This is a genomic window from Kitasatospora sp. NPDC005856, assembly GCF_040629945.1.
Lineage (GTDB): Bacteria > Actinomycetota > Actinomycetes > Streptomycetales > Streptomycetaceae > Kitasatospora.
The window spans coordinates 36,950-58,660 of the sequence record NZ_JBEXWT010000051.1 but is presented as its reverse complement, the minus strand read 5'-3'; the positions used below and the strand labels follow the sequence as shown (position 1 = coordinate 58,660).

Below are 21,711 nucleotides of genomic sequence, written 5' to 3'. Positions count from 1 at the left end.
GGTGCGGTGGACGTGCGCGGGCGGGAGCTCAGCGCGGGTCGGGCCGGACGATCACCGCGGCGCCGACGGACCCGTCGGGGCCGACCGTGGTGAGCACGGCCGCCCGCTCCCGCGGTGCGGCCTGCCCGGCCTGCCAGCGGCCCAGGACGGCCGCCAGCTGCAGGGCCACGGAGGCCCCGTAGGTCTCGCCGAGCGCGGTGTCGGCGCGGACCGTCCGGTCCGCCGGGACGGCGCCGAGGGCCTCGCGCAGGGCGCGCCGCTCGACCGCGGCCCAGCCGCGCCGGGCCGCCGCCCCGGGTGCCACGGCCACCGGCTCGTCGGCCGGCAGCCCACTGCGCCGCAGGGCGCGGCGCACCACGGCGGCGAGCCGGGCGGCCATCGCGAGCGGACCGTCGGCGACCGGGTCCGCGTGGCCGATCTCGCAGGCCAGCAGCTGCCCGAGGACGTCGCGGCCGTCGCCGGCCGCGCCCTCGCGCTCCAGCACGAAGACCCCGCAGCCCTCGCCGAGGGCCGCCGTCGGGTGCAGGGCGCCGCTCTGCCGCCAGGACCAGGCGGCGGCCGCGGACAGCTCCTCCACGCCACCCGCGAGCAGCCGGTCCGCGTGGCCGTTGGCCAGCGCGGTCCGGGCGTAGCGCAGGGCGTGCAGCGCGGCCAGCGGGCCGCCGGAGACGGTCGCGTTGACCCCGGTGAGGCCGAGCCGGATCGCCGTCTTACCGGCCGCCGAGTTCATCAGCGTGCCGGGGAAGGCGGACGGGTTGACCAGGTACGGGCGGTCCTGCACGAAGGTGTCGCGGAAGAACACCTCCTGGGCGCCGGAGCTGCCCACGGTGGTGCCCAGCACGATGCCGGTACGGGCCGTCGCCGAGGCGGCGGTCCCGTCCGTGGCGATCGTGCAGGCCGCCATGACCAGCTGGTCGGTGCGGGACATCCGGGACAGCCCCTTGCGGCCGAGGAGGGCCTGCGGGTCGAAGTCCGTCACCGGCCGCACGGCCAGCTCCGGCCAGTCCTCGCCGGGCGCGCCGGCCGGGGCCTGCGGCCGGGCCGGCGCGTCGGCGATCGCGGCCGTCCCCCGGCCGGCCGCGCTGAACACGCCGTGGCCGACGATGTCGATCGGCAGGACGGACGGCGCCGGGTGCTCCCGGTCGTCGGCCGGGCCGGCGGAGGGGGCCGCGTCGAGCAGAGTGGTTCCGGTCATGCGTCGACCTTCCCTAGCAGGAGGACCGCGTTGTTGCCGCCGAAGGCGAAGCCGTGGTTCTGCACGACGCGGGGAGCGGCGGCCCGGGCGGTGCCGGGGACGACGTCCACCTCACCGAGCTCCGGGTCCACCGTGCGCAGCGTCGCGCTCGGCGGCAGGAACCCCTCGTGCAGGGCGGCGCAGGACACCAGCGCGCCGAAGGCCGCGGCCGCGCCCATGGTGTGACCGAGCATCGACTTGATGGAGCTGATCGGGGGCAGGGCGTCCCCGAACACCTCCCGCACGGCGCTCACCTCGGTGACGTCGTTGGCCCGGGTTCCGGTGCCGTGCGCGCAGATGTAGTCGACGTCCCCCGGCTCGACCCCGGCGTTGGTGTGCGCGATCCGCACGCACTCGGCGATGGTCGCGGCGTTGGGGTTGGTCATGTGCTTGGCGTCGCAGGTCATGCCGTAGCCGAGCACCTCGGCGTAGATCCGCGCGCCGCGGCGCAGCGCCTCGTCGAGGGGCTCCAGGACGAGCGCCGCACCGCCCTCGGCGGTGACGATGCCGTCGCGGTGCTCGTCGAAGGGGCGCGGCACGGTCTCGGCGAGCGCGCCGAGCGCGTGGAAGCCCGCGTGGGTGGCCCGGTTGGAGGCGTCCGCGCCGCCGCAGACGGCGAGGTCGGTCTCGCCCGAGCGGATCAGGTCGTAGGCGTAGCCGATGGCGTAGTTGCCGGCGGCGCACGCCGTGCCGAAGGTGATCGCCTCACCGGTGAGGCCCAGTTCGGCCGAGACCGCGCCGGCGATGTTGCCCGGCGAGGTGCGGGCGATCTGCTCCGGCTGGAGCGCGGCGGGCCCGTCGGCGACCCAGCGGGCCACCGCGTGCTCGACCGCCTGGGACTCGCCGTTGGTGGTGCCGAAGCAGCTGACACCGCCGTCCGGGAGCCCCTCCGCGGTGTCCAGGCCGGCGTCGGCGACGGCCATCCTCCCCGCGGCGGCGGCGAGTTGACCACTGCGCCCCCAGCGCTCCGGGGCGGTGCGGCGCAGGTGCTCCGACGGGTCGAAGCCGCGGACCTCACCGGCCAGGGTGTGCTCGAAGCCCGTCGGGTCGAACTGCTCGATCGGACCGATGCCGCTCCGGCCGTGCCGGATGCCCTCGATCAGCTCCCCGACCCCGAGCCCGAGGCCGCTGACGGCCCCGAGCCCGGTGACGACGACCCGCCGGGGCGCCCTGCTACGCACCTACGGCCTCCGCGGCGTAGTGCTTGGCGACGAGCTCGTAGGCCTCGGGGAGGGTGTCCAGCTCGGACAGGTCGTCCTTGGGGATCTTGATGTGCAGGTCACGCTCGAACCTCGAGATGATCTCGATCACCAGGAGCGAGTCGGCGTCGAGGTCGTCGACGAAGCTCTTCTCGTCGCTGAGGTCGGCAATGTCCGCTTCGAGCACCTCGGCGACGATTTCGCGGACCTTCTCCCGAATTTCGCCCGGAAGCTGGCTGCTGCCCATATTCCTCATCCCCTCAATTGGTCACGACTGCCGGTAATCCGGCCCTCCGGATTTCCCCGGAGCCGGTCGGCGAGTGCCCCGCAATTCGAATCCAGCAACCAGGGAGGCGGCAACCCGTCAATAGTTGCAGGCGGTCGTGTGTCGAAGGTGGCATGGCCCAAATCGGCACATTCGGGCCGTTCGCCCGGGAGTTGACGCCGTTTTTTAACCCGCTTCTATCTGCCCGCCGCAGACTCGGTCGGGAAGTACCCGCAGAGCGAATTTCCGGAAGGAGGTCGGGGATGAGGCTGGCGGAACCGGTGAGCATCACGGCCGCGGCGCTGTGGCTCCCCGAGGAACGCGACCGCGTCGAGTGCGCGGTCCAGGAGGGCCGGCTGACGCCCCGGCACGCCCGGGACCTCGGTCACGAGGACGTCCCCGCCGCCGTCGAGGAGACGGCGCCCGACATGGCGGTCGCCGCCGCCCGCAAGGCCATGGACGCGGTCGGCGTCCAGCCCAAGGAACTCGACCTGACCTTCCACGCGAGCATGTACTACCAGGGGCACGACCTGTGGTCGCCCGCCCACTACATCGCGCACCGGATCGGCGCCGACCGCGCCCTGCCGATCGGCATCCAGCAGGTGTGCAACGGCGGCAGCACCGCCATCCAGCTCGCTTCGACGTACCTGACCGCGGGCGGCGGCGGGGTCACCCCCAGGCGCGCCCTGGTCACCACCGCCGACCGCTTCACCGCGCCCGGCTTCGACCGCTGGGCCAGCGACTACGGTGTGGCCTACGGCGACGGCGGCACCGCGGTCGTGCTCAGCGGCCCCGGCGCGGAGACCGACGACGGGCTGCTGCTGCGCTCGACGGCGAGCACCGCCGCCGCCGAGCTGGAGGCCATGCACCGGGGCGTCGACCCCTTCGCCCCGGTCTCGCGCGGCGTGCGCGACCGGGTCGACATGCGGATCACCAAGCGCGCCTACCTGCGCGAACACGGCAACGAGCGGTTCGTCGAGGTCAACCGGCGCAGCATCCGCACGATCATCGCCGACGCCCTGGACGGCGCCGGCATGCACCCGGGCGACCCCCGGCTGCGCTACGCGGTGCTGCCCCGCTTCGGCCGCAAGACCCTGCAGGACTCCTGGCTCACCATCCTGGCCGAGGAGACCACGGCCGAGCCGCTGGACTTCGGCCGCTCCACCGGCCACCTCGGCGCGGGCGACGCGGTGGCCGGACTCGCGGACCTGCTGGAGGCGGACGTGCTCGCCCCCGGCGAGGCCGCCCTGGTGTTCAGCGCGGGCGCCGGGTTCACCTGGTCCTGCCTGCTGGTCCAGGCCCCGGAGCGCTGACCGCGCCCGCTCCGTCCGCACGCCCGCCGACGGCTCGGCGGGCCGCACCGAACGACCACCTCATGAAAGGCGACCCACGAACCATGTCTCGATCAGTCTTCATCACCGGGGCCAACCGCGGCATCGGTCTGGCGGTGGCCCGCGCGATGGCGGCGGACGGCGACCGGGTCGCGGTCGGCCACCGTGGCGGAGACGTCCCGGAGGGCTTCCTCGGGGTGCGCTGCGAGGTCACCGACCAGGCGTCGGTGGACGAGGCGCTGGAGACCGTCGCCCGCGAGCAGGGCCCGGTCGAGGTGCTGGTCGCCAACGCCGGGATCACCCGGGACACCCTGCTGCTGCGGATGGACGACAAGGCCTTCGACGAGGTGCTGGACGTCAACCTGCGGGGCGTGTTCCGCACGGTGCGCGCGGCCTCCTCGACCATGCTCGCCGAGCGGCGCGGCCGGATCGTGCTGCTCTCCTCCGCGCTCGGCTTCCTCGGCTCCCCCGGCCAGACCAACTACGCGGCCACCAAGACCGCGCTGCTGGGCTTCGCCCGGTCGCTGGCCTGGGAGTTGGGGCCGCGCGGCATCACCGTCAACCTGGTCGCCCCGGGCATCATCGAGACCGACATGACCAAGTCGCTGTCCGACCGCCGGATGCGCGACACCATGAAGATGACCCCGCTCGGCCGCCCCGGCACCGACCGCGAGGTGGCCGCCGCCGTGCGCTTCCTCGCCAGCGAGGAGGCCAGCTACATCACCGGCGCGGTCCTCCCGGTCGGCGGCGGCATCGGCATGGGCATCTGACGCGACCGCGTCCGCCCACCCCCTCAGACTCCCGGTCCGGGCACCGACCGGGCGGGCACCCGCCCGCCCGGTGTCGATGCCCCCGCTCCGCCCGGACCGGGCAGATTCATCGCGTGACCAGCCCACCGGCCGGCTCCGGGGAGCCGGCCGGCCCCCACTCGGCACTAGGGAGTCGGAACCGATGGACCAGCCGCCCGTCGACGGACAAGCCCTCGACGGGGCGCCCGACGTCCCCATCGCGGTGATCGGACTGGCCTGCCGGTTCCCCGGAGCGTCCTCCCCCGAGGCGTACTGGCGGCTGCTGCGCGAGGGCCGCAGCGCCGTCGGCCCGACCCCGCCCGAGCGCTGGGACGCCGAGGCCTGGTACGGCGACGGCGACCTCGACGCCCCGGGCCGGGCCGACCTGCGGCACGGCGGCTTCCTGGACTGGCCCACCGTCACCGGCTTCGACGCGGAGTTCTTCGGCATCGGCCCGCGCGAGGCCGCCGCGATGGACCCCCAGCAGCGGCTGGTGCTGGAACTCGGCTGGGAGGCGCTGGAGGACGCCCGCCTGGTGCCCGAACGGCTGGCCGGCAGCGCGACCGGCGTCTTCGTCGGCGCGATCTGGGACGACTACGCGGCCCTGCTGCGCCGCGACGGCGCCGGTGCGACCACCCGGCACTGGGCGGCGGGCCTGCAACGCGGCGTGATCGCCAACCGGCTCTCCCACGCCCTGGGGCTGGCCGGGCCGAGCCTGGTGGTGGACACCGCCCAGTCCTCCTCCCTGGTCGCCGTGCACCTGGCCTGCGAGAGCCTGCGCCGCGGCGAGAGCACCCTCGCCCTGGCCGGCGGGGTGAACCTGGACCTCGCGGTGGAGAACGCCGTCACCGCCGCCAAGCTCGGCGGCCTGTCCCCGGACGGCCGCTGCTTCACCTTCGACGCCCGGGCCAACGGCTACGTCCGCGGCGAGGGCGCCGGCCTGGTGGTGCTCCAGCGGCTCGACGACGCGCTCGCGCAGGGCTCGCCCGTCCTGTGCGTGATCCGGGGCAGCGCGGTGAACAACGACGGCGGCGGCGCCGGCCTGACCGCGCCCGACGCGCGCGCCCAGGAGGCCGTGATCCGGCGGGCCTACCACCGCTCCGGGGTCGACCCGGCCGAGGTCCAGTACGTGGAGCTGCACGGCACGGGCACCCGGGCGGGCGACCCGGTGGAGGCGGCCGCCCTCGGTGCCGCCGTGGGCCGAGCGCGCGGGGACGCCCCCGACGGTGCGGCCGACGGCCCGCTGCGGGTGGGGTCGGCCAAGACCAACCTCGGCCACCTCGAGGGCGCGGCCGGCATCGCCGGCCTCCTCAAGGTCGCCCTGAGCATCCGGCACCGGCTCGTCCCGCCGAGCCTCAACTACCGCACGCCCAACCCGGACATCCCGCTGGACGAACTGAACCTCGCCGTCCACACCGAGCTGTCGCCCTGGCCGCGGCAGGACCGCCGACTCGTCGCCGGGGTCAGCTCGTTCGGACTCGGCGGCACCAACTGCCACGTGGTGCTGACCGAACCGCCGGCCGCCCCGGCGGGCGAGACCGACCGGCCGCCGGCCGAACCGGCCGCCGTGCCGTGGCCGCTGTCCGCCCGCAGCGGCGCCGCGCTGCGCGCCCAGGCCGCCCGCCTCGCCGACTTCCTGACCGGACACCAGGACGCCGGGCCGGTCGAGGTCGGACACGCCCTGGCCACCACCCGGTCGGTGTTCGAGCACCGCGCGGTGGTGGTCGGCACCGACCGCGCCGAGTTGCTCGCCGGTCTCACCGCCCTGGCCGAGGACCGGCCCGCCCGCAACGCCGTGGCGGCCACCGCCGCCGCCGTGCGGGGCCGCACGGTGCTGGTCTTCCCCGGCCAGGGGTCCCAGTGGGCGGCCATGGGACGGGAGCTGCTGGCGGACAGCGAGGTCTTCGCCGAGCGGATCGCCGCGTGCGAGGAGGCGCTCGCCGAGTTCGTCGACTGGTCGCTCACCGCCGTGCTGCGCGGCGAGCCCGGGGCGCCGTCCCTGGAGCGGGTGGACGTCGTGCAGCCCGCCCTGTGGGCGGTCATGGTCTCGCTCGCCGCGGTCTGGCGGGCCCACGGCGTGACGCCGGACGCGGTGGTCGGCCACTCGCAGGGCGAGATCGCCGCCGCCCACGTCGCCGGGGTGCTGTCGCTGCGGGACGCCGCCAAGATCGTCGCCCTGCGGTCGCAGGCGCTCACCCGGCTCGCCGGGACGGGCGCGATGGTCTCCGTGCCGCTGCCCGTCGCCGAGGTCGCCGAGCGGATCGCGCCCTGGCGCGACCGGGTCGCGGTGGCCGCCGTCAACGGCCCCTCCGCCACCGTGCTCGCGGGCGACGGCGACGTCCTCGACCGGTTGCTCGCCACCTACCAGGCGGAGGACGTCCGGGCCCGGCGGATCGACGTCGACTACGCCTCGCACTCCCCCGGTGTCGAGGCCGTCCGGGACGAACTGCTCGCCGCCCTCGCCGACATCACCCCGCTCCCGGCCACGGACGTCGCCTTCTACTCGACCGTCACGGCCGGCCCGGTCGCCGACACCACCGCGCTGGACGCCGACTACTGGTACCGGAACCTGCGCGGGACGGTCTGGTTCGAGCAGACCGTCCGCGCCCTGCTCGCCGACGGCCACCGGCTCTTCGTGGAGTCCAGCCCGCACCCCGTCCTCGCCGTCGGCGTCCAGGAGGCCGCCGAGTCGTGGACCACCCCGCAGGACCCGGCCGCCGTCGTCGGCACGCTCCGGCGTGAGGACGGCGGCCGGACCAGGCTGCTCAGCTCGCTCGCCCAGGCCCAGGTCGCCGGCGCCGCCGTGGACTGGACGCCGTTCTTCGGTGCCACCCGGCCGGTCGCACTGCCCACCTACGCCTTCCAGCGCACGCCGTACTGGCTGCCCGGGACCACCGCTGCCGCCCCGGCGGCACCCGCCCCCGCCGCCGAGGCCCCCGAGCCGCGCGCCTCGAGCGCCGACCGGCCCGGGGAGCCGCGGCCACTGGCCGAGCGGCTGACCGCGCTGCCGCCGTCCGAGCGCGACGACCTGCTGCTCGACCTGGTGCGGGAGCAGACCGCGGCCGTCCTCGGCCACGGTTCCGGCGCCTCGGTCGGCCCGGGCCGCGCCTTCAAGGACGCGGGCTTCGACTCGATCGCCGCCGTCGAACTGCGCAACCGGCTGAACGCGGCGACCGGACTGCGGCTGCCGACCACCGCCGTCTTCGCCCACCCCACCCCCCGCGCACTGGCCGCCCACCTGCTGACCGGGCTGCTCGACACCCCCGCCGCCGCGCCGTTCGAGGCCCCCGTCGCCCCGACCGCCCCCGACACCGACGACCCGGTGGTGATCGTCGGCATGGCCTGCCGCTTCCCCGGCGGAGCCGGCGGCCCCGAGGAGCTGTGGCGGCTGGTCGCCGAGGGGCGGGACGCCGTCGGCGGCTTCCCCGACAACCGGGGCTGGGACCTCGACGCGCTCCACCACCCCGATCCGCAGCACCCCGGCACCTCCTACACCCGGCACGGCGGCTTCCTGCACGACGCCGACCGCTTCGACGCCGAGTTCTTCGGCATGTCCCCGCGCGAGGCGCTGGCCACCGACCCGCAGCAGCGGCTGCTGCTGGAGGTCGCCTGGGAGGCCTTCGAGCGGGCCGGGATCGACCCCGCGCCGCTGCGCGGCAGCCGGACCGGCGTCTTCACCGGGCTGATGGCCTCCGACTACGGGCCGCGCCTGCACAAGGGCGAGGACGGCACCGACGGCTACCTGCTCACCGGCAGCGCGGGCAGCGTGGCCTCCGGCCGGCTCGCCTACGTGTTCGGGCTGGAGGGCCCGGCCGTCAGCATCGACACCGCCTGCTCGTCCTCGCTGGTGGCGCTGCACCTGGCCGCCCGGTCGCTGCGCTCGGGCGAGTGCTCGCTGGCGCTGGCGGGCGGGGTGACGGTGATGTCGACGCCGGGCACCTTCGTCGAGTTCAGCCGCCAGCGCGGACTGTCCGAGGACGGGCGCTGCAAGGCCTTCGCCGCCGGGGCGGACGGAACCGGCTGGGGCGAGGGCGTCGGCGTCCTGCTGTTGGAGCGGCTCTCCGACGCGCGGCGTCACGGGCACCGGGTGCTGGCCGTGGTGCGCGGCTCGGCGGTCAACCAGGACGGTGCCAGCAACGGCCTCACCGCCCCGAGCGGCCCCGCCCAGGAACGGGTGATCCGCCAGGCCCTCGCCGACGCCGGCCTGACCCCCGCCGACGTGGACGCGGTCGAGGCCCACGGCACCGGCACCCGCCTCGGCGACCCGATCGAGGCCCAGGCCCTGCTCGCCACCTACGGGCAGGAGCGTGAACTCCCGCTGCTGCTGGGCTCGGTGAAGTCCAACCTGGGCCACCCCCAGGCCGCCGCCGGCGTGGCCGGCGTGATCAAGACGGTCATGGCCATGCGCCACGGCGTCCTGCCCCGCACCCTCCACGTGGACGAACCCACTCCCCACGTCGACTGGACCTCCGGCGCGGTCACCCTGCTCACCGAGAACACCCCCTGGCCCACCGGCGACACCCCGCGCCGGGCCGCCGTCTCCTCCTTCGGCATCAGCGGCACCAACGCCCACGTCATCCTGGAGGAGCCCCCGGCCGAGCCCCGGCTTCAGCCCGAACCCGAACCCGTCCCTGCGGCTGCCGCCGGCCCGCTGCCGCTGGCGCTGTCCGCGAAGACGCCCGAGGCGCTGCGCGAGCAGGCCGTACGGCTCGCCCGGCACCTGACCGCCGACCCCGGGGCCCGGCCGGTCGACGTGGCGTACACCCTCGCCACCGCCCGCGCCGCCTTCGAGCACCGCGCGGTGGTCCTCGGCACCGACCGCGCCGAGCTGCTCGCCGGGCTCGCCGCCGTCGCCGCCGGCACCGAGGGCGTGACGGCCCCCGCCGAGGGCGCCGCCGGCCTGATGGTGGCCGCCGCCGAGGACTTCGTCCAGGGGCTCACCGTGGACTGGGCGGTGCTGTTCGCCGACGCCGGCGCCCGGGTGGTCGAGCTGCCCACCTATCCGTTCCGCCGGGACCGGTACTGGTGGCAGCCCGCCGACCGCCCGGGCTCCGGCACCGCCGCGCCCGACGAGGCCGAACAGCGGTTCTGGGCCGCGGTGGAGCAGGGCGACACCGAGGCCGTCGCCGCCGAGCTCGACCTCGGCTCCGCCCCGGACGCCCCCGCCGCCGAGGCGCTGTCCGCCGCGCTGCCGGCGCTGTCCCGCTGGCACGGGCGCCGACGCGCGCGGGCGGAGCTGAACTCCCTGCGCTACCGGGTCCGCTGGCACCGGGTCGACCCGCTCCCGGCCGCCGCCCCGGGCGGACGCTGGCTGGTGGCCGTCCCCGCGGACACCGCGCGCAGCGGCCCCTGGGCACGGGCGGCCGTCCGGGCGCTGACCCTCCGCGGCGCCGAGGTCCGGCAGGTCGCCGTCGACCCGGCCGCGGACCGGGCCGGCGTCGCCGAGCGGCTGCGCGCCGCGCTGGACGGGTTCCACCCGACCGGAGTGCTGTCCCTGCTCGCCCTGGCCGAAGGGCCGCTGGCCGGCCACCCGTCCGTACCCGTCGGTCTGGCCGCCTCGCTCGCGCTGACCCAGGCCCTCGGCGAGCTGGAGCCGGTCGTCCCGCTCTGGTACGCCACCAGCGGCGCCGTGGGCACCGGCGCCGGGGACGGGGTGCGCGACCCGGAGCAGGCCCAACTGTGGGGCCTGGGGCGGATCGTCGCCCTGGAGCACCCCGAGCGCCGGGGCGGCCTGGTCGATCTGCCGGCCGAGGCCGACGACGCCTCCGCGGACCACCTGGCCGAGGTGCTGTCCGGTGAGGGCGCGGAGGACCAGCTCGCGGTCCGGCCGCTCGGCGTGTTCGCCCGCCGCCTCGAACGCTCCCCCGCCCCGCCGCAGGCCCACCGCGCCTGGCGCACCCGGGGCACCGCCCTGGTCACCGGCGGCACCGGGGCGCTCGGCGCGCTGGTCGCCCGTCGGCTGGCGGCGGCCGGCGCCGAGCACCTGCTGCTGGTCAGCCGGCGCGGCGAACAGGCGCCCGGCGCCGAGGAGTTGCGCGCCGAACTGGCCGCGCTCGGCGCCCGCGTCACGCTCGCCGCCTGCGACGCCGCCGACCGGGACGCGCTCGCCGCCGTCCTCGCCGCGCTGCCGGACGACCTCCCGCTGACCACCGTGGTGCACGCCGCCGGGCAGCTCGACGACGCCCTGCTCGACGCCCTCACCCCCGACCGGCTGGACCGGGCGCTGCGCGCCAAGGCCACCGCCGCGCGGAACCTGGACGAGCTGACCCGGGACGCCGACCTGTCCGCCTTCGTGCTCTTCTCCTCCGTGGCCGCCACCTGGGGCCTGCCCGGGCAGGGCGGCTACGCCCCGGGCAACGCCTTCCTCGACGCCCTCGCGGAGCACCGCCGCGCCCAGGGCCTGCCGGCCACCTCCATCGCCTGGGGGCCGTGGGCCGGTGCCGGGATGGCGGCCGGTACCGCCGTCGCGGACCAGCTCCACCGCCTCGGCCTGCCCGCTCTCGCCCCCGAGCAGGGCCTCGCCGCACTGGAGGGGGCGCTCGTCGCCGGGGACGACTGTGTGACGGTGGCGCGGGTCGACTGGGACGTCCTCGTCCCCGCCCTCACCCTCGCCCGCCCGCGCCCGCTGTTCGACACCGTCCCCGAGGCCCGCCGGGCGGCCGCCGCCCCGGCCGCCGCGGGCCCGGACGGCGAGGAGCTCGCCCGACGGCTGGCCGGACTCGATCCGCAGCTCCGCGCGGAGGCGGTGTCGGAGCTCGTGCGCGGGGCCGTCGCGACCGTCCTCGGCTTCGCCTCCGCCGAGCAGGTCCGGGAGCGCCGGGTCTTCTCCGAGCTGGGCCTCACCTCGCTGACGGCCGTGGAGCTGCGCAACCGGCTGAACGCCGCGACCGGGCTGCGGCTGTCCCCCACGCTGGTCTACGACCACCCCACCCCGCAGGCGGTCGCCGAGGCCGTCCTCGCCGGGCTCACCGGCGAGGACGCCCGCCCGGCCCCCGCCCTCGTGGCGCCGGCCCCCGCCGACGAACCGATCGCCATCGTCGGCATGGCCTGCCGCTACCCCGGCGGCGTCACCTCCCCCGACGGCCTGTGGGACCTCGTCCTCTCCGGCACCGACGCGATCGGCGAACTGCCCGACGACCGCGGCTGGGACGTCGGGCGGCTGTTCCACCCGGAGCCCGGCCGGCCCGGCACCTCGTACAGCCGGCACGGCGGATTCCTGTACGACGCGGGCGAGTTCGACGCCGCGTTCTTCGGGATCAGCCCGCGCGAGGCGCTCGCCATGGACCCGCAGCAGCGGCTGCTGCTGGAGACCGGCTGGGAGGCCGTCGAACGGGCCGGCATCGACCCGGCCACCCTGCGCGGCAGCGACACCGGGGTCTACGTCGGCGCGTCCAACGGCGAGTACGGCCCCCGCCTGGCGGAGCCGGCCGGCACCGCCGAGGGCTATGTGCTGACCGGCAGCGCCGCAAGCGTGGTCTCCGGCCGGCTCGCCTACGCGCTCGGGCTGGAGGGCCCGGCCGTCAGCATCGACACCGCCTGCTCCACCTCGCTGGTGGCGCTGCACCTGGCCTCCCGGTCGCTGCGCTCGGGCGAGTGCTCGCTGGCGCTGGCGGGCGGGGTGACGGTGATGTCGAGCCCGGGCGTCTTCGTCGAGTTCTCCCGGCAGCGCGGGCTCGCCCCCGACGGCCGCTGCAAGCCCTTCGCCGCCGGGGCGGACGGCACCGGCTGGGGCGAGGGCGTCGGCGTCCTGGTCCTGGAGCGGCTCTCCGACGCCCGCGCCAACGGCCACCCCGTGCTCGCCGTGGTCCGCGGCTCGGCGGTCAACCAGGACGGCGCCTCCAACGGCCTCACCGCCCCCAACGGCCCCGCCCAGCAGCGGGTGATCCGCCAGGCCCTCGCCGACGCCGGCCTCACCCCCGCCGACGTGGACGCGGTCGAGGCCCACGGCACCGGCACCCGCCTCGGCGACCCGATCGAGGCCCAGGCCCTGCTCGCCACCTACGGACAGCACCGCCCGGCGGAACGACCCGTTCGCCTCGGTTCGGTGAAGTCCAACATCGGCCACCCCCAGGCCGCCGCCGGCGTGGCCGGCGTGATCAAGACGGTCATGGCCATGCGCCACGGCGTCCTGCCCCGCACCCTCCACGTGGACGAACCGACCCCCCACGTCGACTGGACCTCCGGCGCGGTCACCCTGCTCACCGAGAACACCCCCTGGCCTACCGGCGACACCCCGCGCCGGGCCGCCGTCTCCTCCTTCGGCATCAGCGGCACCAACGCCCACGTCATCCTGGAACAGCCCGAGCCCCGGCTTCAGCCCGAACCCGAACCCGTCCCTGCCGCCGCCGGCCCGGCGGTCCTCCCGTGGGTGCTCTCCGGGCGGACGCCCGGCGCGCTGCGGGCCCGGGCCGAGCAACTGATCGCCCTGGCGGCCGATCGGCCCGGGCTCGACCCGGCAGCCGTGGCCCGGGCGCTGGCCACCACCCGGTCGGTCTTCGAGCACCGCGCCGTCGTGGTCGGCCGGGACGGTGCGGAGCTGCTCGCCGGTCTCGCCGCCGTCGCCGCCGGCACCGAGGGCGTGGTGGGCTCCGCCGGACAGGTACCGGCCGCCGCCGAGGACTTCGCCCAGGGACTCGCAGTGGACTGGACGGCCCTCCTCGGCCCGGCCGACGGTCCCGCGGTCGAGCTGCCCACCTACCCCTTCCAGCGCACCCGGTACTGGCTGGACGCCCCCACCGACCCGGCCGGGGCCGCGCCGCGCGCGACCGGTCAGCGGCCGGTGGACCATCCGCTGCTGTCCTCGGTGCTGCACCTCGCCGGCACCGACGAGTACGTCCTCACCGGCCGGCTGGCCGAACGGGCGCAGCCCTGGCTGGGGGACCACCGGGTCGCCGGCGCCGTCCTGCTGCCCGGCACCGCCTTCGTCGAACTCGCCCTCCTCGCCGGCGAGCAGGTCGGCTGCGCGCTGCTCGACGAGCTCGGCCTGACCGCGCCGTTGCTGCCCCCGCCGGCCGGCGGCGTCGCCCTCCAGGTCGCGGTGGGCGCGGCCGACGGGACGGGCCGCCGGAGCATCCGGATCTTCTCCCGCGCCGAGCACGCCGGGGCGGGCCTGCCGTGGACCCAGCACGCCACCGGGCTGCTCGCCCCCGGGCCGGAGCAGCCGCCCGCCCCGGCCGAGGAGTGGCCGCCGCCCGGCGCCGCGGAGATCGACACCGCGGACCTGTACGAGCGGCTGGCCCGCCGGGGCTACGGCTACGGCCCGGCCTTCCGGAACCTGGTCCGGGCCTGGCGCAGTGGTCAGGACGTCCTCGCCGAGGTCGTCCTGACCGGCGCCGAGCAGGCCGAGGCCGAGCGGTACGCGGTGCACCCGGCCCTGTTCGACGCGGCCCTGCACACCATCGGCCTGGTGGCGGACGACGGGGCTCCGGCCGTACTGCCGTTCGCCTGGCAGCGGGTGTCGGCGCCGGTCCGTGGCGCGGCCGCGCTGCGGGTCCGGCTCGGCCTCGCCGGACCGGGCGAGGCGACGCTCACCGCCCACGACGCGGACGGGCACCCGGTGGCGTCCGTCGGGGCCCTCGTGCTGCGCCCGGCGCCGGCGGACCTCGCGGCCGGGCGACCGGAGGCCGGGGAGAGCGGGCTCTACCGGCTCGACTGGCCCGCCGCCCCCGCCCCGGTGGCGCCGGCCCCGACCGGGCGGCGGGCGGTGCTCGGCGCGGACGACCTGCTGCCGGACGACCTCCTGCCGGGTGAGCCGGCGCCGCGCTGGGCCGATCTCACCGCGCTGCGCACCGCGCTCGACGCCGGCGAGCCGGTGCCGGACCAGGTGTTCGCCGCCACGCGCCCGGCGGGCACCGCGGAGACCGGCTCCGCCGCCGACCGGGCCCTGGCGACGACGGAGCGGGCGCTGGCCCTGGTCCAGGAGTGGCTGGCCGAGGAGCGGTTGGCCTCGGCGCGGCTGGTCCTGGTGACCCACCGCGCCGTGGCCGCGGCCGACGGGGAGACGCCCGACCCCGCCGAAGCCGCCGTCTGGGGGCTGCTGCGCTCCGCGCAGACCGAGCACCCCGGACGCCTGGTCCTCGCCGACCTCGACGACGCCCCCGCCTCCGCCCGTGCGCTGGCGGCCGCGACCGCCGGCGAGGAGCCCCAACTCGCCCTGCGCGCGGGCACCGTACGGCTGCCACGACTGGCCCGGGTGGACGTCCCCGAGCTGCGGTCGGCCCGTCCGCTCGACCCGGAGGGCACGGTGCTGATCACCGGCGGGACGGGGCTGCTCGGCCGGCTCGTCGCCCGCCACCTGGTCGCCGAGCACGGCGCCCGGCACCTCCTGCTGGTCAGCCGCAGCGGCGAACGAGCGCCGGGCGTCGAGGAGTTGCTGACCGAGCTGACCACCCTGGGGGCCCACGCCACGGTGGCCGGCTGCGACCTCGCCGACCGCGAGGCGGTGGCGGCCCTGCTGGCTGACGTGCCCGCCGAGCACCCGCTGACAGCCGTGGTGCACGCGGCCGGGGTCCTGGACGACGGGGCGATCGGCTCGCTGACCCCCGAGCGACTCGCGGGCGTCCTGCGACCCAAGGCCCATTCCGCCTTCCACCTCCACGAGTTGACGCAGGGTCAGCCGCTCTCGGCATTCGTACTGTTCTCCTCGGCCGCCGGGCTGCTCGGCTCGGCCGGCCAGGGCAACTACGCGGCCGCCAACGCCTTCCTGGACGCCCTCGCCGGACACCGCCGCGCCCTCGGCCTGCCCGCCACCTCGCTGGCCTGGGGGCTCTGGGCGGAGCGCAGCGGGCTGACCTCCGGCCTCGACGCGTCCGACCTGGCCCGGCTCGCCCGGGTGGGCGTGCGCCCGCTGAGCACCGCGCACGGGCTCGCCCTGCTGGACGCGGCCCTGGCCGCCGACGAGCCGCTCCTCGCACCGGCGCGCCTCGACCCCACCGCCCCGGCGGCGGCCGGCGCGGGCGCTCCCGGCCTCGCCCCGGCCCCGCCGCTGCTGCGCGCCCTGGTCCGTCCGGAACCGGCCCACCGCCCGGCCCGGACGCCCGCCCCGGCGGCCGAACTGTCCGGCCGGGTGCGCACCCTGGACGAGGCGGAGCGACTGCGCGAGCTGACCGCCGTGGTGCGGGCCGAGGCCGCGGCCGTCCTCGGTCTCGACGCCCTGGACGACACCCAGGACGGCCGGGCCTTCGCCCAGCTGGGCATGGACTCCCTGACCGCGCTCGAACTGCGCAACCGCCTGGGCGCGTTGACCGGTCTGACGCTCCCCGCCGGCCTGGTCTTCGACCGCCCCACCCCGCAGGAGCTGGCGGGCTACCTGGCGTCCCGGCTGCTGGGCGACGCCGAGGAGGCCGCGCCGGTCCGGGCGCGCGCGGCGGCGACCACCGCCGAGGAGCCGATCGCGATCGTCGCGATGGCCTGCCGCTACCCCGGCGGCATCACCTCCCCCGAGGGCCTGTGGGCGCTGGTCGCGAACGGCCTCGACGCCGTCGGCGAACTGCCCGAGGACCGGGGCTGGGACCTCGCCGGACTGTACGACCCGGAGCCGGGCACGCCGGGCAGGAGCTACGCGCGCCACGGAGCGTTCCTGCGCGACGCCACCGCCTTCGACGCCGCGTTCTTCGGCATCAACCCGCGCGAGGCGCTCGCCATGGACCCCCAGCAGCGGCTACTCCTGGAGACCGGCTGGGAGGCCGTCGAACGGGCCGGCATCGACCCGACCAGCCTGCGCGGCAGCCGGACCGGCGTCTTCGCGGGCGTGATGTACCACGACTACGGCTCGTGGGCCCGCCGGGTGCCCGAGGAGGTCCAGGGCTACCTCGGCTCCGGGACGGCCGGCAGCGTGGCCTCCGGCCGGGTGGCGTACGCGCTGGGGCTGGAGGGGCCGGCCGTCTCGGTCGACACCGCCTGCTCCTCCTCGCTGGTGGCGCTGCACCTGGCCGCCCAGTCGCTGCGCTCGGGCGAGAGCGATCTGGCGCTGGCCGGCGGCGTGACCGTGATGTCCACGCCCACGCCGTTCATCGAGTTCTCCCGGCAGCGCGGGCTCGCCCCCGACGGCCGCTGCAAGCCCTTCGCCGCCGCGGCGGACGGCACCGGCTGGGGCGAGGGCGTCGGCGTCCTCCTGCTGGAGCGGCTCTCCGACGCCCGCGCCAACGGCCACCCCGTCCTCGCCCTGGTCCGCGGCAGCGCGGTCAACCAGGACGGTGCCAGCAACGGCCTCACCGCCCCCAACGGCCCCTCCCAGGAACGGGTGATCCGCCAGGCCCTCGCCAATGCCGGCCTCACCACCACCGAGGTGGACGCGGTCGAGGCCCACGGCACCGGCACCTCGCTCGGCGACCCGATCGAGGCGGAGGCGATCCTCTCCGTCTTCGGCCCCGACCGCGCACCGGAGCGGCCGCTGTACCTCGGATCGGTCAAGTCCAACCTCGGCCACACCCAGGCCGCGGCGGGCGTCGCCGGCGTGATCAAGATGGTCATGGCGATGCGCCACGGCGCGCTGCCCCGGACGCTCAACGTGGACGAGCCGACCCCGCACGTCGACTGGTCCTCCGGCGCGGTGACCCTGCTCACCGACAGCGTGCCGTGGCCCGCCGCGGGCCGCCCGCGCCGGGCCGGGGTCTCCTCCTTCGGCATCAGCGGCACCAACGCCCACGTCGTCCTCGAACAGGCCCCGGTGGAGCGGGCCGTGCCCGGGGCCGCCGCGCCGCCGCGCGGTGCCGACGCGCCGGCCGTCCCGTGGCTGCTGTCCGCCCGCAGCGCCGAGGGGCTGCGCGCCCAGGCCGTCCGGCTGCGCGAACGCCTCGACGAGCGCCCGGACCTGCGTCCGCTCGACCTCGGCTTCTCGCTGGCCACCGGCCGGACGGCCTTCGAGCACCGCGCCGCGCTGGTGTCCACGACCCGTGAGGACTTCCTGGAGCGGCTGGACGAACTGATCGCCGACCCGGCGTCGCCCGGGCGGAAGGCCGGCGGGCGGCTGGCCTTCCTGTTCGCCGGCCAGGGCAGCCAGCGGCTCGGCATGGGCCGCCGGCTCCACGCGCGCCATCCGGTGTTCGCCGCGGCCTTCGACGAGGTCTGCGCCGAGCTGGACCGGCACCTGCCGCGTCCGCTGCGGGAGGTCCTGGACGCCGGACCGGACACCGAGGCGGCCGCACTGCTGGACCGCACCGAGTACACCCAACCCGCCCTGTTCGCGGTCGAGGTGGCGCTGTTCCGGCTGCTGGAGTCCTGGGGCGTGCGGCCGGACGTCCTGGCCGGCCACTCCATCGGGGAGCTCGCCGCCGTACACGTCGCCGGGGTGCTGGACCTGGCCGACGCGGCCGTGCTGGTGACCGCCCGGGCGCGGCTGATGCAGGCCCTTCCGCCGGGCGGGGCGATGGTGGCGGTGGCCGCCGCCGAGGCCGAGGTGCTGCCGCTGTTGACCGAGGGCGCGGCCGTCGCCGCCGTCAACGGGCCGTCCGCCGTGGTCCTCTCCGGCCGGACGGACGCGGTGCTGGCGATCGCCGAACGGCTGGGCGAGCGCGGCCACCGGACCACGCGGTTGCGGGTCAGCCACGCCTTCCACTCCCCCGCCATGGATCCGATGCTGGACGAACTCCGCGCGGTGGCCGAGACCTTGACATTCCGTCAGCCCACCGTGCCGATCGTCTCCACGGTGACCGGACGCCCGGCGACGGCGGAGGAGCTCGGCTCGCCGGACTACTGGGCGCAGCAGGTCCGCCGCCCGGTCCGGTTCCACGACGCCGTACGGCAGCTGGCCGAGGACGGCGTGACCACCCTGCTGGACGTCGGCCCGGACGGCTCGCTCGCCACCCTCGCCGCCACCGGCGACGAGGCCGGGCGGGCGGTCGCCGCGCTGCGCCGCGACCGGCCCGAACCGGACGCACTGGCGGACGCGTTGGGCCGGCTGCACGTGCGCGGCGTGGCCGTCGACTGGGCCGCGTACTTCGCCGGCTCCGGCGCGCGGCGGGTCGACCTGCCGACCTACGCCTTCCAGCCGGAGCACTACTGGCTGCCCGCGACGTCCGAACCGGCCCCCGACGGCCCCGACCGGGCGAGCGCCGGCCTCGACACCTCCGGCCATCCGCTGCTCGGCGCCTTCGTCGAACTGCCCGACAGCGACGAGCTGGTGTGCACCGGACGGCTCTCCCTCGCCACCCGCCCCTGGCTGGCCGACCACGCCGTGCGCGGCGAGGTCCTGCTGCCCGGCGCCGCCTTCGTGGAACTCGCGCTGGAGGCGGGTGCCCGCCTCGGCTGCGACCGGTTGGCCGAACTCACCCTGCGCAGCCCGCTGGTGCTGCCCGAGCGGGACCAGGACGGCGTCCGGCTGCGCATCCGGGTCGCCGAGCCCACCGCCGACGGGCGCCGCCCGCTGTCGGTGTACGCCCGCCCCGACCGCGCCGCTCGGGGCGCCCTGTGGACCCTGCACGCCACCGGCGTCCTCGCCGAGGGGACACCCCCCGGAGGGGACCTGGCCGAGTGGCCGCCGCCCGGCGCCGTCCCCCTCCCCGTCGAGGGCCTGTACGAGCGCCTGGAGGCCGCCGGGGTGCGGTACGGCCCGGCGTTCCGGGGCCTGCGCGCGGCCTGGCTCCACGAGGGCCGGGTCCTCGCCGAGGTGGCCCTGCCCGAACAGGCCGCCGCCGGGGCCGGCCGGTACGGCCTGCACCCCGCCCTGCTCGACGCCGCCCTGCACGCCGCGGTCCTGCACGGCGCCGCCGTGCCCGGTGCCGTCCCGCCCGGTGCCGTCCCGCACGGTGCCGTCCCGCACGACGCCGGGCAGGACGGCCCGGACGCGGACGCGCCCGCCACCGCACCGCGACTGCCGTTCACCTGGTCGGAGGTGGCCCTGCACGCCACCGGCGCGGACCGGCTGCGGGTGCGGATCGCCGTCCAGGGCGACACCCTGGCGCTCGACCTCGCGGACGCCACCGGGGCGCCCGTGGCGACCGTCGGCTCGCTGCTGCTGCGCCCGGCCGGACCCGGCCGGACCGCCGACCGCCCGCTGTACGAGCTGGGCTGGCGCCCCCTGTCCGCCGACCCGACCCCCGTCGAGGAGTGCTGGGCCGCGATCGGCCCGGACGCCCCGGCCGGACCGCCCGGCGCCCGGACCGTCCGGTACGCGGACATCGACGCACTGTTCGCCGCCGTCGAACACGGCACCCCGGCGCCGGACGCCGTGTCCATCCGGGTGACCACCGGAGCCGGCGACAACGTTCCGCAGCGCACCCGGGCGGCGGTCAACCACACCACCGCCCTGCTCCGCTGCTGGACGTCCGACCAGCGCCTGGACGCCACCCGCCTGGTCCTGGCCACCCACGACGCGGTGGCCACCACGCCCGAGGACGGGACGGTCGATCCGGTGGCCGCCGCGGTGTGGGGCCTGGTGCGCTCCGTCCAGAGCGAGCATCCCGGCCGGGTCGTGCTGGTCGACACCCCGCTCGGCGCCGACACGGCCCTGCCCGCGGCCGTCGGCACCGACGAGCCGCAGTTCGCCCTGCGCGCCGGAGCCGTCACGGTGCCCCGGCTCAGCGCGGCGCCCGCCCCGTCCGGCCCGCCCGCCGAGCCGGTGTTCGGGCCCGAGGGCACCGTGCTGGTCACCGGTGGAACCGGCGGCCTGGGCGCGCTGCTCGCCCGGCACCTGGTCACCCGGCACGGCGTCCGCTCCCTGCTGCTGGTCGGCCGACGCGGCCCGGCCGCGCCCGGAGCCGACCGGCTCGCGGCCGAACTCGGCGACCTGGGCGCCCGGGTGCGGATCGCCGCCTGCGACGTGTCCGACCGCTCCGCCCTCGCGGGGCTCCTCGACACCGTGCCCGCCGACCGGCCGCTCGCCGCCGTGGTGCACTGCGCCGGGGCGCTCGACGACGGCGTGCTCGAATCGCTCACGCCCGAGAGCCTCGACCGGGTGCTGCGCCCCAAGGCCGACGCGGCCTGGCACCTGCACGAGCTGACCAAGGAGCTCAAGCCCGCGGCGTTCGTGCTGTTCTCCTCCGTCGCCGGCACGCTCGGCTCCGCCGGGCAGGGCAACTACGCGGCCGCCAACGCCTTCCTGGACGGCCTCGCCGCGCACCGCCGCGCGCTCGGCCTGCCCGCCACCTCGCTCGCCTGGGGCTGGTGGGGCGGGGCGGGCATGGCCGGCGGGTTCGACGACGCCGACCGGGCCCGGCTGGCCCGGGCGGGCGTCGCCGCCCTGGAGCCGTCGGAGGCACTCGCCCTGTTCGACGCCGCGCTCGGCCAGGACGCGGCGGCGCTCGCGCCCGTCCGGCTCGACCCCGCCGTACTGCGGGCCCGGGCCGCCCAGGGCGTCCTCGCCCCGGTCCTGAAGGAGCTGGCCGCCGGCGGCGCCCGCCCCGTCCACCGCCGCGCCGCCGCCCGCCCGGCGCCCACCCCCGCGTGGCGGGAGCGGCTGCGGGACACCGCGCCCGGGCAGCGCGAGCACGTGCTGGTCGACCTGGTGCGCCGCGAGGTGGCCAAGGTCCTCGGGCGGCCCTCGCACGCCGCGGTGGCGGCCCACGACCGGTTGCTCGACCTGGGCTTCGACTCGCTCACCGCGGTCGAACTGCGCAGCCGGTTGGGCGAGTTGTGCGGCCTCCAGCTGCCGACCACGCTGGTCTTCGACCATCCCACCCCGGCGGGCCTGGCCGCCCATCTGCTGGAGCGGCTCGACGGCGGCCCGGCCGGGGCCCAGGCCCCGACCCCGGCCCCGACGGCGCCCGAGCCCGCCCCGGTGCCCGGGTCCGCCCCGCTGCCCGAACGCCCGGCGGCGACCGAACCCGACCCCGCCCTCGCCGACCTCGGCCGGGACGAACTGCTCGCCTTCATCGACGAGAACCTCCGAAGGCCCTGACCGAAACCCGCGACCACCCGCCGGGCCGGCACGCCCGCCCCGTTCCCCGCGACATGACAA

At 77.3% G+C, this 21,711-nt stretch carries 6 protein-coding genes; 3 read left to right on the top strand and 3 right to left on the bottom strand.

Annotation, left to right across the window (positions count from 1 at the left end; translation table 11 throughout):
* Positions 1 to 28 precede the first annotated feature (28 nt).
* Genes ABZ449_RS26575 through ABZ449_RS26565 form a run of 3 tightly spaced genes read right to left on the bottom strand, consistent with a single transcriptional unit; the run spans position 29 to position 2,680 of the window.
* Positions 29 to 1,195 carry a beta-ketoacyl synthase N-terminal-like domain-containing protein gene (locus tag ABZ449_RS26575; protein WP_360350691.1) on the bottom strand — a complete coding sequence of 389 codons (1,167 nt, stop codon included), beginning with the start codon at positions 1,193 to 1,195 and terminating at the stop codon, positions 29 to 31.
* A complete protein-coding gene (locus ABZ449_RS26570; RefSeq protein WP_360350688.1) occupies positions 1,192 to 2,415 on the bottom strand; it encodes a beta-ketoacyl-[acyl-carrier-protein] synthase family protein in 1,224 nt (407 codons plus the stop codon). Before ABZ449_RS26570 ends, ABZ449_RS26575 begins: the two co-directional genes overlap by 4 nt.
* Positions 2,408 to 2,680, bottom strand: a complete 273-nt coding sequence (locus ABZ449_RS26565) for an acyl carrier protein (RefSeq protein WP_360350686.1) — start codon at positions 2,678 to 2,680, stop codon at positions 2,408 to 2,410. Before ABZ449_RS26565 ends, ABZ449_RS26570 begins: the two co-directional genes overlap by 8 nt.
* Before the next feature lie 281 nt (positions 2,681 to 2,961).
* Between ABZ449_RS26565 and ABZ449_RS26560 the strand changes: the two genes are divergently transcribed.
* The 3 genes from ABZ449_RS26560 to ABZ449_RS26550 all read left to right on the top strand — a co-directional run bounded on the left by ABZ449_RS26560 (position 2,962) and on the right by ABZ449_RS26550 (position 21,651).
* A complete protein-coding gene (locus ABZ449_RS26560; RefSeq protein WP_360350683.1) occupies positions 2,962 to 4,011 on the top strand; it encodes a ketoacyl-ACP synthase III family protein in 1,050 nt (349 codons plus the stop codon).
* 83 nt (positions 4,012 to 4,094) lie between these two features.
* The gene (locus tag ABZ449_RS26555; protein ID WP_360350680.1) at positions 4,095 to 4,799 is read left to right on the top strand and encodes an SDR family oxidoreductase; all 705 of its coding nucleotides are present in this window, start codon (positions 4,095 to 4,097) and stop codon (positions 4,797 to 4,799) included.
* 181 nt (positions 4,800 to 4,980) lie between these two features.
* Positions 4,981 to 21,651, top strand: coding sequence for an SDR family NAD(P)-dependent oxidoreductase (locus tag ABZ449_RS26550; protein WP_360350677.1), 16,671 nt, complete (start codon positions 4,981 to 4,983; stop codon positions 21,649 to 21,651).
* Positions 21,652 to 21,711 lie beyond the last annotated feature (60 nt).